At 37.6% G+C, this 14,223-nt stretch carries 16 protein-coding genes and 1 pseudogene; 6 read left to right on the forward strand and 11 right to left on the reverse strand.

Features of this window, described 5'->3' with window-relative positions:
• Positions 1-82: 82 nt before the first annotated feature.
• The 4 genes from CCK98_RS34460 (at position 83) to CCK98_RS37185 (ending at position 1,837) form a co-directional block, all read left to right on the forward strand.
• Positions 83-442 (forward strand): substrate-binding domain-containing protein, encoded by a 360-nt coding sequence (locus CCK98_RS34460; RefSeq protein ID WP_088091043.1) that lies wholly within the window; start codon positions 83-85, stop codon positions 440-442.
• Positions 443-677: 235 nt separating this feature from the next.
• The gene (locus CCK98_RS34465; protein WP_306299007.1) at positions 678-977 is read left to right on the forward strand and encodes a hypothetical protein; all 300 of its coding nucleotides are present in this window, start codon (positions 678-680) and stop codon (positions 975-977) included.
• A gap of 385 nt (positions 978-1,362) precedes the next feature.
• The gene (locus tag CCK98_RS34470; RefSeq protein ID WP_142292263.1) at positions 1,363-1,668 is read left to right on the forward strand and encodes an IS3 family transposase; all 306 of its coding nucleotides are present in this window, start codon (positions 1,363-1,365) and stop codon (positions 1,666-1,668) included.
• A gap of 49 nt (positions 1,669-1,717) precedes the next feature.
• Positions 1,718-1,837, forward strand: coding sequence for an IS3 family transposase (locus CCK98_RS37185; RefSeq protein WP_373408556.1), 120 nt, complete (start codon positions 1,718-1,720; stop codon positions 1,835-1,837).
• A 318-nt stretch (positions 1,838-2,155) separates the two neighbouring features.
• Here CCK98_RS37185 and CCK98_RS34480 read toward each other — a convergent pair.
• A pseudogene (locus CCK98_RS34480) lies at positions 2,156-2,341 on the reverse strand (CorA family divalent cation transporter); the annotation flags it as partial.
• A 376-nt stretch (positions 2,342-2,717) separates the two neighbouring features.
• Here CCK98_RS34480 and CCK98_RS34485 point away from each other — a divergent pair.
• Positions 2,718-2,969 carry an AbrB/MazE/SpoVT family DNA-binding domain-containing protein gene (locus tag CCK98_RS34485; protein ID WP_088091046.1) on the forward strand — a complete coding sequence of 84 codons (252 nt, stop codon included), beginning with the start codon at positions 2,718-2,720 and terminating at the stop codon, positions 2,967-2,969.
• Positions 2,966-3,370, forward strand: coding sequence for a type II toxin-antitoxin system death-on-curing family toxin (locus CCK98_RS34490; protein WP_373408557.1), 405 nt, complete (start codon positions 2,966-2,968; stop codon positions 3,368-3,370). The genes CCK98_RS34485 and CCK98_RS34490 overlap by 4 nt, the downstream gene beginning before the upstream one ends.
• 113 nt (positions 3,371-3,483) lie before the next feature.
• Here the strand turns inward: CCK98_RS34490 and CCK98_RS34495 are convergent, their stop codons facing one another.
• The 10 genes from CCK98_RS34495 to CCK98_RS34540 all read right to left on the reverse strand — a co-directional run bounded on the left by CCK98_RS34495 (position 3,484) and on the right by CCK98_RS34540 (position 13,890).
• A complete protein-coding gene (locus CCK98_RS34495) occupies positions 3,484-4,218 on the reverse strand; it encodes a hypothetical protein (protein WP_088091047.1) in 735 nt (244 codons plus the stop codon).
• 264 nt (positions 4,219-4,482) lie between these two features.
• Positions 4,483-4,974 (reverse strand): L-serine ammonia-lyase, iron-sulfur-dependent, subunit beta, encoded by a 492-nt coding sequence (locus CCK98_RS34500; protein ID WP_256942640.1) that lies wholly within the window; start codon positions 4,972-4,974, stop codon positions 4,483-4,485.
• Between the two features lie 22 nt (positions 4,975-4,996).
• Positions 4,997-5,104, reverse strand: coding sequence for a hypothetical protein (locus CCK98_RS36915; protein WP_306299014.1), 108 nt, complete (start codon positions 5,102-5,104; stop codon positions 4,997-4,999).
• A 244-nt stretch (positions 5,105-5,348) separates the two neighbouring features.
• Positions 5,349-5,810: a TlpA disulfide reductase family protein gene (locus CCK98_RS34510; RefSeq protein WP_088091049.1), complete on the reverse strand. Its 462-nt coding sequence runs from the start codon at positions 5,808-5,810 to the stop codon at positions 5,349-5,351.
• A 78-nt stretch (positions 5,811-5,888) separates the two neighbouring features.
• The gene (locus CCK98_RS34515; RefSeq protein ID WP_088091050.1) at positions 5,889-6,806 is read right to left on the reverse strand and encodes a glycine betaine ABC transporter substrate-binding protein; all 918 of its coding nucleotides are present in this window, start codon (positions 6,804-6,806) and stop codon (positions 5,889-5,891) included.
• A gap of 27 nt (positions 6,807-6,833) precedes the next feature.
• Positions 6,834-7,691, reverse strand: coding sequence for a proline/glycine betaine ABC transporter permease (locus CCK98_RS34520; RefSeq protein ID WP_088091051.1), 858 nt, complete (start codon positions 7,689-7,691; stop codon positions 6,834-6,836).
• Positions 7,688-8,950: a glycine betaine/L-proline ABC transporter ATP-binding protein gene (locus tag CCK98_RS34525; RefSeq protein WP_088091052.1), complete on the reverse strand. Its 1,263-nt coding sequence runs from the start codon at positions 8,948-8,950 to the stop codon at positions 7,688-7,690. The genes CCK98_RS34520 and CCK98_RS34525 overlap by 4 nt, the downstream gene beginning before the upstream one ends.
• Positions 8,951-9,056: 106 nt before the next feature.
• On the reverse strand, positions 9,057-10,199 hold the full coding sequence (locus CCK98_RS34530) for an aromatic ring-hydroxylating dioxygenase subunit alpha (RefSeq protein ID WP_088091053.1): 1,143 nt from the start codon (positions 10,197-10,199) through the stop codon (positions 9,057-9,059).
• Between the two features lie 81 nt (positions 10,200-10,280).
• A complete protein-coding gene (solA, locus tag CCK98_RS34535) occupies positions 10,281-11,432 on the reverse strand; it encodes an N-methyl-L-tryptophan oxidase (protein ID WP_088091054.1) in 1,152 nt (383 codons plus the stop codon).
• Entirely contained in the window at positions 11,416-13,890 is a 2,475-nt protein-coding gene (locus tag CCK98_RS34540; protein WP_088091055.1) for an FAD-dependent oxidoreductase, read from the reverse strand. The genes solA and CCK98_RS34540 overlap by 17 nt, the downstream gene beginning before the upstream one ends.
• Positions 13,891-14,223: the final 333 nt, after the last annotated feature.

Here is a 14,223-nt window from a genome sequence, read left to right on the forward strand (position 1 = left end):
GCATATGATACTCTATTTTGATGAATATATCGCCTAAAAATTCCTTCTCTCTGAAATCCCATTAATATAATAATATGTTGGTATGTTAGCAAGAAATCCAGATTTAGATGGTATTTTTGCAATTTGGGATGAACCAGCGGAAGGAGCACTAGCTGCAGCTCGTAAAGCAGGGATAAATGATATAGTCATTACTACAGTTGATTTGGGAAGTAATGTGGCACTTCAAATTGCTTCTGAAGGAAATATAAAAGGTCTTGGAGCGCAATTACCTTATGAAAATGGAGTTGCTCAAGCAATTATTGCGGGATATTCATTACTTGGTAAGGAAGTAGCTCCATTCTATGTTGTACCAGCAATGAAAGTAACAAAAGAAAATGTCTTAAAGGTTTGGAAACTGGCTTATCGTCAAGATCCTCCGGATGCGATTCAAAAGTACTTTTAATTAGTTCGATTATACCGGTGACAAGAGTCATCAACCCCAATATTACCGTATATGAATTTTTTTATGGGAGAGGCCGGATTCACGCTGAAGTCGGCCTCTTTTCATGGTGACCGTTTTCTCTTTTCGAAAATTTATTTTTGCACCAGAGCCAAAAAACTTACTATTTAGTCTGTAAGGATCAAATTTAGCTTTCAGAGGAGAAAAATCAATATCGGATGAAAGAAATGAAGGAGCATTGGCTGCGGCCCGTGCCGCAGGAAGAGATAATTTGGTCATCACGACGATTGATTTAGGTGCTACTGCAGCTTTAGAAATGGCCAAAGATGGACTTATCAAGGGATTGGGCGCCCAAATGCCATACCATCAGGGAGTCGCCGAAGCAATCTTGGCAGGGTATGCGCTGCTTGGCAAACAAGCACCAGCCTATGTAGCTGTCCCTGCTCTAAAAGTAACAAAAGAAAATCTCCTTGACGCTTGGAAACTGGTTTATAACCAAGATGTTCCGGAAGCCATCCAAAAGTGCTATGATAACTAATAAAACCTACAGAGGCTTATAAAAAATGGCTCTTTTCGTAAACTTTGGTGTTTTCTGTACTAATTTTTGAATACTATAAAGACTCATTCGGACAGGTTTGGTGAATCCAAGGGCAATCCTCTATGGGACAATACCTCCACGGGAAACCGGGAAACTGTCCAATAGAAGAAGATGGGTTAGGATTTATAGAGATCAGAAAGAAACTGGAATTATTGGAAGTGGAAATGTACATCCCGATTTGAAGTTACAAAAAGATTTAGAAAAAAAATTAAGGATCTTGAAAAGGAGAATGAAATTTTAAAAAGGCGATGCACATCTTCACGAAAAACCCGAAGTAATTTATAAGTTTATTAAGGAACATGATAATTTGTTTCGAGTGGTGAAGATGTGCGAGGTGTTAGGAGTATCAAAAAGTGGTTATTATGACTGGCTCAAACGCCCTCTTAGTAACCAGGCAAAGCGACGACAAGAGTTGACTAAAGAGGTTATACGTGTTCATAGAGATTCATTTCAGATTTATGGCAGTCCTAAAATTCATAAACAATTGAAAAATGAAGGGATTATCACTTCTGAAAGAACGGTTCAACGTATTATGAGCGAGGATCAATACGTTCAAAGATTGTTAAGAAGTTTAAAGCGACAACAAATTCAAATCGCGGAAGTCAATATGCATCTATTGATTATCACTTAAGAAAGAATTAATTTATCAAAAGAAATATAGAACTCGTGACGAAGCAATAATGAGTATTTTTAATTACTTGGTTGGATTTTATAATTCAAAACGTATCCATTCTACTTTGGGATATGTTTCGCCAAATATGTTTGAAAATCAATACTTTTTAAAGGTACAAAAAGCTTAATTGTGCCCATTTTCCTGCTGGAATAGTGACACTTATAAAAGTGTCACTATTCCAGCAGGTTAGCAAGCGAAGCGCGGTAGTGTTTTTAATAAAGAAATTCCAATTTATTTTGTCCGTTTTCTTGACGTAGGACCAATACCTCCACGGGAAACCGGGGAACTGTCCAATAGAAACGCTCTATGGTATAAAACCTCCGTGTGGGAATGGGAACGTGACTAAAGTGATTCGCGGTCAAAAAGACCGATGCCAGTTATCCCCAGTTACTTGATGACCTTTCCTTAAAACAAACAAGCTGAGTGGGTCTGACCCCTATACTCGTTACTTTTTAAATAGCCAGCCTTTTTTGTTAAACCAAAAAATCATGACTATGACAATGATCGCCATTACCCCAAGAGTGACAAAATACCCGTATTTCCAATGTAACTCTGGCATATGATCAAAATTCATTCCCTACACGCCCACGATAAATGAAAGTGGCATAAAAATGGTTTTTATTACAGTAATTGGTCATAAGGTGGTCAAAAACCTAGTAAAAGGAAGCGAAAGAAACAGGTGAGGTAAAAACATATGTGATTGAAGGTTTTATCCTATGTGCCATTAACCCACCTACCTCCTAACCCCCAAAACAAAATCAAATTATTTTAATCCTTTTTATTCCCAATTAACAACGTCCGAGGGTGACTCGTTTATCCTTTCAAGTTCTAAGATATACATCGCTTATAGGCAACAAGTAGTTAATAAACTTTGGAAAAAGTTGGATTTATTTATCTTTTTCCATTAATTTACCAGATATCATCCAATTTGACTTAATAAGTGCTATTAATTACTATAGTTTATACGTTATAATCGTTATAACAGTTATATTTAAGGGGTGGTATGATTGGAACAAATTGAAAGAAAGGTTACAAAGATCGGCAATAGTTTTGGTATCACATTACCTCCTGAATTATTAAGACAAGTTGGGTTGGCACAAGGTGATGATGTACAAATAGAGGTAAAGGATGGAAAAATAATTTTACGAAAGAAAGAACAACTGGAACTCCCAGATGGTGTAGATGCTGAATTTATGGATATTTTAAATGATGTGATAAAAGAACATGATAAGGCATTTAAAGGGCTTGTAGACAGGTGATAAATGACAATATTGTATACCTAACGACAAATCAAGTTATTGCCATTAATACCGTTCAAATTCATCTTTATTCACCACTAGAACCTGTAGGCGTAAAAGATCCGAGCTTATTGGATTCCGCCATTAATCGTCCTTTGCAATCTGCATTTGGAATGGATGCATATCCAACTATTTATGAAAAAGCTGCTGCACTTTTCGAATCAATAGCAAAGAATCATGCTTTTCACAATGCTAACAAACGAACTGCACTTGCTTCACTCATTGTATTTCTAAAGATTAATCATTATAGATGGACAATGGGGATTGAAGAAGAACAAGATTTTACAGTTGATGTAGTAAACCATAAATATTCTTTTGAAGAGATTGTCTCTATGATCAGAGAACATACAATTATTATTTAAAGCCATTCGCCTCTAATAGAGAAACGAATGGCTTTTTTCTTTGGTTTTTTGATAATTTTGAACAAAACTTGGTGAGTTGGCCTCCAAATAAAACCCAAGATATGTCTTTATAGCTAATCAGTATATGAAAAATAAAGATGTTTAAGAAACAATAACGTTAACTTTTTCCAATAGTAAATATCTATAAAAGTATATTTTAATAATAATGATGATATAGTCAACAAGGTTAAAGATAATTTATATTTCAACATATAAGATATAATGACATATATGTTGAAATATATTTTGAAACTATTATTAAAATATTGGTAGGGAAAAGACAGTCGGAGGTGTACACAAGTACACAAAAGCCGTATCCTAAGAATACTTGTAGTGAACAACTTCCATTCGATATAACCAGAACAACGTCCTGAGATCTGGAGCCGCCTGTAGTTCATAACAGCAACAGCAAGAGCCTGGGCAGCGAAGGCTTCATTTAATTCTATCAGCCCTATGTCGACCATTTGCAGTCCAGACCTATTTAATAGTAATGAAACGGCTGGAACTGGACCGATTCCCATATATTGTGGATCGACACCTACTGTTGCCCAGCCCTTAACCTTGGCTAGAGGTTTTAACCCCAATCCTTGAGCTTTTTCTTTGGTCATCAAAACGATGGCACTTGCACCATCATTTCGTCCGCAGGCATTTCCCGCGGTTACGGTTCCATTTTTTTTGAAAACTGGTTTTAAGCTAGCCAATTTTTCCAATGAAGTCTCACGCATATGTTCGTCTTTTGCGAACACGGTCGATTGATTTTTAAATTTCACTTCAACAAGGACAATTTTGCCATTTGTATCATCCTCCATATGATTTGTACGCCCTCCCAGGTAGTCACCCCATGAAGTTAATGCTAATATTAATATTAATGTTAATCATAAAATTAACGCCCATGTACTCGTTAATTACGTTCTCTACTATACATCTAATACCTCCCAGCACTTGTGTAATGTGTAATTTGATACCTTCACCCTAACACGTTACCTACCTATGTACAGAGGTTACATAAATTAGTTAATGGTAATATTAACCCTAAAATTAACACTACGCATTAACATTAATGATAACTCCTGTTATCTTGGTCCACGCCGCTCAGAAAATATATAACCAAGTGCACTTGCGGTAAACAATCCCATAACTAAATCTTTATAAGAAGTGCCATCATTCTTATGAAGCGAAAACAATGCTCCAGGTAAAATACCTGCTGCGCCTGCTGTTGGAGTTGCTACAATGACCCCCATCCGTGCATTACATTCAGAAGTCGCAAGCGAAAAAGTCATTGCATCCCTTATGTAATGTCCGGTCAGGGCTTTACCTTGATTTACATAATCCTTCATTTTTACTGCATCACCGCCGGAAATTCCACTTGGTGCAGTAGAGGTATCTACAATAGCACTATCAACAGCTTCCTTCATTTTGATTAATCGTTCTTCCATCATGCTGGTAATCGTCTCTTGATCTTTCCCTGTTTTCGCTACTTCAATCATTAGCATTATTTCACCAATTGTTTTCTTTTCCTGTATACAAATATCAATCAGTTCATTCATAGACCGAATTTCCATCATGATCCCTCCATCACTATTTCTTTCACCCTATATGGACGGTGGTGTGATTTACAGTTAAACCGACCTCTTCAAGTAACTGCTCTGCTTCTTTTCCTGTTAAATCCAATGGACGCACATCCATTAGTACAATATGATTATCTGTTCAACCTGAAACTAGGGATCCACCTTCTCCTTTTAATACTTCACCAAGTGTCTTAGCATTATCGATGACTTGTTTGGCATATTCTTTAAGTAGGAGGCGCGTTTCCGCGCCGTCCTGATAGTACCCATTAAAGACCTTACTGCTAGTGAGTTCGAATGTTTCTAGTAGGATCCTTCTTATCTTCTTATCTTCTTATCTGTTTTTCTATCATTAATATTGGGAACCTATTTGGTTAGTAATTTAGTTTATGTTTATTTTCATTTAATACACGTTCAATACGTTTACGAAGCATTGGCATACCGCTTCCTCCAGCTTGAAAATGACGGAGTTTTCCTTCTTTATCAAATAAGTAGTAAGCTGGAACATATTTATTTTCGAATGCAACCGTTAATTTATGTTCACTGTCTATGAATATAGGTTGTGTAATGTCATGACCCATTGCCATTGCTTCAATTACATTTATATCTAGGTCATCTTCTGAACGAGGCATATGAACAGCTACAACATTTAAATCATCAACGTATTCATCTCGCAATTCATTTATTTCTGGCATGGTCTCTTTGCATAAGTAGCAGCTTACAGACCAGAAATGGATTAAGGTTGCCTTTTCCCCAACTAATTGTTCATTTGATACTACCTCGTTAATCCATGCAGTTGCACCTGTTAATTCTGGTAATTGTTCTCTTAGTTTCATCCATTTTGACCTCCCGCAATGCTATTTTAAACTTGGTTATCTTCTATAATCTTTTGGTTCATTTAACGATTACAACCATTATTTCAACCAGGCATCTGCAACCGTTTTATTGTCAGAAAGCCATTGTTTCACACCTTCCGTTTCATTTTTTTCATTATTAATCTCGGATTCTAGCTTTGCTAATTGATCGGAGGTAATCGTAAACTCTCCAAGCCATTTAGCGACTTCAGGGTAATCGGTTGAGAATTCTTGGCGGCCGATCATTTGAAGTCCTTCTGCTCCGTTTGGATTCATGAGTTTTTTAGAATCATCTAAATAACGCAGATTATATTTTTCAAATGCCCAGTGAGGACGCCATAATGTGACAACAATCGGCTGTTTGTTTGATACAGCTTTGTCCAGTTCTGCCATCATGGCCGGTGTGCTGCTTTCAACTAATGCCCAATCATCTAATCCATAACCATGTATCGCTTCTCTACTTAGACGCATTAAACCCGCCCCTGGTTCGATTCCAATGATTTTTCCTTCTAGTTCATCCTTTAGGCTTTTTAAATCTTCTATTGATTGAACATCCATATAATCCGGCACTGCCAGTCCGTTATCGGCTTGTTCGTACCACGTACCAAGTACTTCTAAGTTATCACCAAACTTATCCATGTAGGTAGAATGTGTAGATGGCATCCAAACATCTAGAAATAAATCAATATTTCCTTGAGCCACCCCAGAGAAGATAGGAGCAACATCCGCCAAAACCACTTTAACCTTATACCCTTTTTCCTCTAATAACGTCTTCCATAAAAAGGTAACAGCAACATCTTCATCCCACGGTATGTAACCAATGGTTATTTCCTTCCCCTTATTTCCCCCTTCTTTTGGCTCCACCTGTGTTATATTTGTTTCTTCACTGCTCGTTGTACTATTACTTCCACAGGCAGTTACCAACACCATCATTAATATGCTTGAAATAATAATGAAAAGTTTTTTTGTTTGTTTCAATATATCCTCACTCCTATCTGTTTTAATTCACGATTGAATACTTCTTTTTTTCTGAGCTTTAAAGTTTGTCATTCGATCTAAAATAATTGCGATAATAACAACAGAAATACCACCGATGAAACCTAAACCAACATCGAGCATACTGATACTTCTTAACACCTCAGCTCCCAGTCCGCCAGCTCCTACCATCGATGAAATAACAACCATCGAAAGGGATAACATAATCACTTGATTCACACCTGACATAATCATTGGTAAAGCTAATGGCAGCTGGACTTTGATTAACTTTTGCCATTCAGTCGCCCCAAAAGCTTCAGCTGCCTCCAAAGTCGTTTGCGGAACTTGTTGAAGTCCTAGTAATGTTAAGCGTACCGCCGGAGGCATCGCAAAAATACAAGTGGCAATGAGAGCTGTCACATTACCTAAACCAAACAGAAGAACAGCTGGGATTAAATAAACAAAAGCAGGCATTGTTTGCATAATATCGAGCAAAGGCATGACAATAGCTCTCACTCTATCAAGACGGTAAGAAAGAATACCTAAAGGAACACCAAATAGAAGAGAAATCATAGTGGAAGCTAGAACGAGAGATAACGTCAGCATAGCTGCCTCCCATAATTCTAAACTTATAATGAGAAGTAAACCCAAAGTTGTGAATGTGGCTATTTTCCAATCCGTTAACCACCAGGCAAGTACTACAAGAATCACCACCATAACCAGTGAAGAAGGTGTCGTTAACATCCATTCAAGACCACCAATTACACTTGTCATGATGTCATTTATTACATTAAATAGCCCTGAAAAACGATCAGTTATATAATCTACAAAAGAATTAGCCCATTGATCTAGAGGAATATGAGGTATAATTGAGGAAACCATCGTCATCTTTGCTCCACCTCCATTTGAAAGAATTCAACATCCTTCTCCGCAGCCACTTCTACTCGTTCTGTTAAACTAGCAATCAGCGTACTTTGTAAGATCATTCCTATTAAGTGATTTTGACGATCAACCACCGCTACCGGAAGATTATTATTTACAAATAAAGGGATAACCTCTCGTAAAGACATATCTGGATGAACTTGATGTTGTTGGTGGTCAACTACTTTTCCTCTTAAATCCCGTTTATGAAATTCAATGAGTTCCACAACTTGGTGAATATGCAATAAACCTAATAGATGACCCTGATCAGTTAAAACAAAAATGGTAGAAAGATTGTTCGTTTTCATTCTCCGTAACACCACTTGTGGTAATTCATTTTCGTAAGCAAAGACTTCAACAGGAATCATGGCGCTCTTTGCCAGACGAATTTTACTGTAATCGACATCTTGTACAAGCTGTTTTACGTACTCTGTTGCAGGTTGGCTTAGAATATCTTCTGCTGTTCCAAGCTGCACAATCTCTCCGTCTTTCATGACTGCCGCGCGGTGCCCTAAAGTGAGTGCTTCATCTAAATCATGGGTCACAAAAATAACGGTTTTCTGTATTTCTCCTTGAATATCAAGGAACAACTTTTGCATTTCGCGACGGATAAGTGGGTCAAGGGCTGAGAAAGGTTCATCCATCAGTAAAATTTCTTGATTAGATGCAAGTGCTCTTGCTAAGCCGACACGCTGCTGCATCCCTCCTGAAAGCTCATAAATTCGCTTATACGCCTGACCATTTAATCCAACCATTTCAAGCGCATCTTTCCCTTTTTTCTCTCTTTGATTTGCTGGCACACCTTGTATTTCTAACCCAAATGTCACATTATCAATGACGGTACGGTTTGGTAAAAGTCCAACATTTTGAAAGACCATCCCCATTTTATTTCTTCGTATTTGCTGAAGCTGCTTCTTGGCAATATGTGCAATATCGTCATTTTCGAGAAATACCATGCCTTCTGTTGGTTTAATAAGACCATTTAAACATCGAAGCAACGTCGATTTCCCACTGCCAGATAATCCAATTAAAACAAACGTTTCTCCCTTTTTCACTTCGAAATTAGCATTAAATATGGCAACCGTTGTCTTTGTTTCTTGTTCTACCTCATCCTTGCTTATTCCTGACCTTCGAAGTTCAAGCGCTTGCTCTTTTTGACGCCCAAACACTTTTGAAACATCGGAAACACGAATAATTGGCTCTAGCGATTTAGAATTTTTTCTCATATCATTTCTCCTTTCTTATATGTAAGAAGTGGATTTTTGATAAAAGGTTTGACACAATTATGCATAGCTCATCTAGAAGATAGTACGTGCCAAACCTGAATAGTTATTATTGAGCTTTCAAATCAATTGATTCTAATACATAGCTATAAAACTTAGAAACATGCTGTTCAATTGGAACTAAGATTCCACCATTTTTGTATGCTTTTGATTTCATGTTTTCTTGACACCACCCGCAAGCATCGAAATCCTGTTTGTTTACACGATGAAATAATTCAACCGCGTTCATTGGATCGAAGTCTGGTTTTTCCATTTCTTCCGGATCAAATAACCATTCACAAATAACTTTAGATTTCTCCGCACTAATTGGAATAATACGATGAACAATGACATGATCTGGCGTTAAATTGATGAATACGAGCGGGAGAATGGTCATTCCATAATATAAACGGTCATCTTCTGGAAACAGCCCTTTTAGCATTGGACGATTTCCTTTGCCGCTTATTGAGAAAGCTTCCAGCTCATCATTAAACTTCGCTCCCCCGCCGCCCCCGTTTTGGGTCCCGATTCCTGAACGAAATTCTGGAAGAGTTGCTGTTAATTCAGGGTGAATGGCAGAACAGTGATAACATTCTTGGAAATTTTCCACAATAATCTTCCAATTCGCCTTTACATCGTACTCTTTGCGATGAGCCACTCTTAAATTTTGAATTTGATATCGAGAGAATGTCTCAAGCTCACCAAAACGTTCAAATATTTGCGTGTTTAATTGTTGTTCAACCAGCAGTGGATTTTCCGATACGTTCAGCCAAATCATTCCATGCCATATTTGAAGGTGTACAGGCTCTAAGCCGTAATTTTCATTTTCAACTAACTCTTGACGGCATTCACTTGTATTCGGAACTCCGAGTAAGGACCCATCAAGACCATAACTCCAGGAATGGTATGGACAGCGGATCACTCCCGTCTTTCCGCAAGGGTCACTGCAAAGTGTTGCTCCACGATGACGGCATACATTTAAGAAGGCACGTAGCACACGGTCTTTGCCCCTAACAATCAAAATATTTTCTCCCTCAACCTTTGTTGTGATATACTCACCTGGCTCAGCTACTTCATATTCATATCCAGCTAAAATCCATGATTTTCCAAAAATATTCTTTTTCTCTAGTTCAAAAATATCAGGGGATGTATATAGTTCTCCTTTTAATGTTGATCTGATTTTACCTACATTATTTATAACAACATGTTCCATAACCTTTCATTCTCCCTTCTTTCTTCTTCTAAAAGAATAGATTTATTTATGGATAAGTATCTATACGAATTAATAGATATTTTATTGATATGCAAAGCGTTGCGGACTAAATAAATCAATTGGATGTTTTGTTTTTCCATCTATCACTAAGTCTGCTAAAATTTCTCCTACAACACTAGCAAACTTAAATCCATGTCCTGAGAATCCAGCTGCAACAGCCACCTGAGGATGATCAGGATACGGAGAAATAACAAAATGTTCGTCAGGTGTGTTTGTATACATACATGTTTTTCCTTGTAAAAAGCGTCCGTTTAACTGTGGAATACCTTTAGCTATATAATCTCTCATCATTTCCACTTCATAGTCATATACGTTTCGGTCAATTGTTTCTGGTGTACACGCTACTCCCTTGCGGAAAAATGCAATTTTTGCCCCTTCAGCCCCAATACCTGTAGAAGGAAAACCATATAATTGCACATTGTCATCTGCTTCCCATATATAAATTGGTTGTTTTCCAATACGGAATGGCTCAATTCCTCCCGTTGGTTCAAAAAACATTTGAATATGTCGTTCTACTTGTAAGCTTACCCCTAAATCTTTTAATAACTGTGGTGCCCATGCTCCTGCCGAAATAACTATTTTTCCAGCTTCATATGTTCCATTACTTGTAACAACACGTACACCTTCACCAGAAGGATGTGCTTCCCAAGATTGAACAGATTCAAAGAATCGAAGATCCGCACCATGCTTCTCTGCTTGAAGAAGATGGGTATATACACTTAGTTCAGGTCTGACAAATCCAGCCTTTTCTTCATATAAAGCTATAGTATTAGGTGAAGGGTTAAACACCGGGAAACGCCTGCGAATATCCTCCGCCTCCAGAACCTCATAAGCCAGATTCCACTGTTTCGAACTATTAATACTCCCGGATACAGTTAGACTATCAGGTAGTCCCATCATGAGGCCTCCTGTAACAGTCATAACCTCTTCTCCACTTTCTCTCTTTATCTCATCCCATAATTCATATGCACGAAGCAATAATGGAACATAGGCAGGATCTTCAAAATAAGATTGTCGAATGATTCGTGAACCGCCGTGGCTTGATCCTTGGTCATGTGCAGGACCAAACTGATCAAGTCCTAGTACACGTTGCCCCCTCTTTGCTAATTGATAAGCAGTTGTACTACCCATAGCTCCTAACCCGATAACAATAACATCATATTGTTTTGACATGTACAATCCTCCTGCTATTGATTTTATTATTTTGTGAAAATACAGCTGATTCGGTTATTATTTGAGCTGTGTAGCGTTCTCCAAAGTATTCAATACTTAATTCGCTTCCTTCATTTACAACTTCAGGTGCTAATAGTGCATACACAATTCCCTTACCTATGCTGTATCCATATCCAGCACTGGTCACAAATCCAACTGCCTTATTTCTACAAAGAACTGGCTCATACCCCATTACAACCCTAGATGGAGCTTCTATCATTAATTTTGTTAACACTATACTAGATCCCTTTTCCTTTCGAACAATCAATGCTTCTTTTCCAATAAAAATTGATTTATTTAGATCTATCATATTTTCAAGTCCTACCTCATAAGGATCATGTTCACTCCAAAAGTCTTTACCACTTCTAATTAAAAGTGATTCGATTCGAAGGTTTTCAAGTGCACGATCACCTGCAGCTATGACCTGATATGGACGTCCCGATTCAATTAACACATCCCACAATTGTAAGCCTTGATCAAAAGTAGTAAACAACTCCCATCCTTCTGTCCCTAAATATGAGTCATATACTGCTAAAACTGGAACATTGCCGATAAATAATTCTTTCGCTCTCGCCATCTCCCATTTACTTTTTGCAAAAGTATCCGGAGCAAGAGATTGCATTATCTGGTTTGCCTTAGGTCCTATTAAACTAAGGCCGCACATTCCAGCTGTAAGATCTTGAACCAAAACCCGGCCTGATGCTGAGACGTGTTTTTTAATCCAACTTGCTTCAACGGCTCCTGTACAAAGAACAAAAAATGTTGTGGCTTTTAAACGGATTACTTTTATCTGATCTTTTATACCAGCTAATTCATGCAGCATAAGTGTAGTTGTCAAATGACCGATTGGAATATCGATATTGCTTGTTGTGAGTGTCTGTAAAAACTCAACTGCTCCTTCACCACTAACTTTTAAACGTTTTTTCGTTGCTGTCACATCATAAAGTCCGGCATATTGACTTGTATGAAGCTGTTCTGCTTCAGTAATTGGAGACCAGTATTGAGCTACCCATCCCTCACGCTTCAATATACTTTTTTCATACTTTGCAACAAGAGAATCATTTGCTTCATACCATTGAGGTTGTTCCCATCCAGATTTTTCACTAAAATAGGCACCTAATGTTTTTTGGCGACTATGATAAGGACTTACTCGCATATCACGTGAAGTTTCTGGAGGCATAAATGGATGATGAATATCGTATACTTTTTCATAATTTTCAATAGAACGCTTTTTATAATAAGCTGGGCTTTGAGCATATGTGTCAAAACGATTAATGTCGCATAACTCTAAATCAAGGGCTGGTGCTCCATTCACAATCCATTCAGCCATTGCTTTACCAACACCAGCAGAATGGGTTACCCAAATAGCTTCTGCTACCCAAAATCCATGTATTTTTTGTGATTCTCCTAACAAAGGCATACCATCAGGTGTAAACGAGAAGATTCCATTTATTCCTCTTTTCCATCCTGCTTTTTTTAAACCTGGAATGAGTTTAAGCGCATCTTGCCATGGCTTTTCAAAATCTTCCGGTGTAAACTCTTTAACGGATGGCATCTCTTTGGATTCACTATATTTAGTGATTTCGCTGACCTCGACAGGCAATGGTCGATGTTGATAAGAACCAATACCTAATCCATTGAATACTTGACGATAGTACATAGCACTATCTTGATGGCGGATAAGAGGGGCTGTTACCTCTTCTGTTTCATTAGCAAGTTCTTGTAGATCATTCGAATATACATATTGATGGGCTATTGCTTGAAGAGGAATAGTCACTCCCACCATTTCACCGATACGTGGTCCCCAGAAACCAGCACAACAAATGATCAAATCAGCTTCAAATCTTCCAGCACTAGTTTCGACTGCCTTTACTTCATCATTTACAACCTCTATACCCGTCACTTCGGTATGTCCGAGGAACTTGGCACCACAAGATTCAGCAAAACTAGCCATCTTATCAACAGCACGAAGAGGCTTAGCAATTCCATCTGATGGTACATACAGACCGCCTAAAATATTATCTGGGTTAATTAGTGTACACTTCTGTGCACATTCTTCTGGAGAAAGTATATATGCATCCATTCCCCATGACTTCCCTATTCCTGCTTTTCGTTTCAAATCCTCAAAACGTTCAGGGGTCTGTGCAACTTCGATACTACCTACCGTATAGAATGAAGGTTGTTCCTCACTGCTTAGCTCTTTGAAAGCCTCCACTGTTTGGTTAGCTAATGTAGTTAAAATTTTTGACGAATTAAGTTGAAACACAAGCCCAGGAGCATGTGATGTTGATCCTCCTGTTTCAAATAATGGCCCTTGTTCAATAACTGTTATATTCCGTTGGCCCATTTTGCTTAAATAATAGGCAGTACTACATCCAACAACTCCAGCTCCAATAATGACAATTTTCTTTTGCTCCATACCTCCACATCCCTCTCTTTCTTGATAACTCTAGTTATCTTTATTACATGATATCTAGTAAATTTTAAAGTTTTTCACTTGTTGCTATATAAACTCTTGCTGAACTCTTTTATAAAGGATTTTCTCATGCTTTTAATCCCTTTTTCATAATCAAAAATTTTTATGAGTTTGATTATTTTTATCCTAATTCAATACTTTGCACAATAGAGATGTCATAAAATATAACAGTGTTTTTTGGGAATATTTAGTTCTTGCTCCCTTTCTTCCTACTAAAAGCAAAAAAAAGAGTACAAAGTAATTTTTCATTACCTTACACTCTTATATTATTTCTCG

This window comes from Bacillus sp. OV166, from assembly GCF_900177675.1.
Lineage (GTDB): Bacteria > Bacillota > Bacilli > Bacillales > Cytobacillaceae > Neobacillus.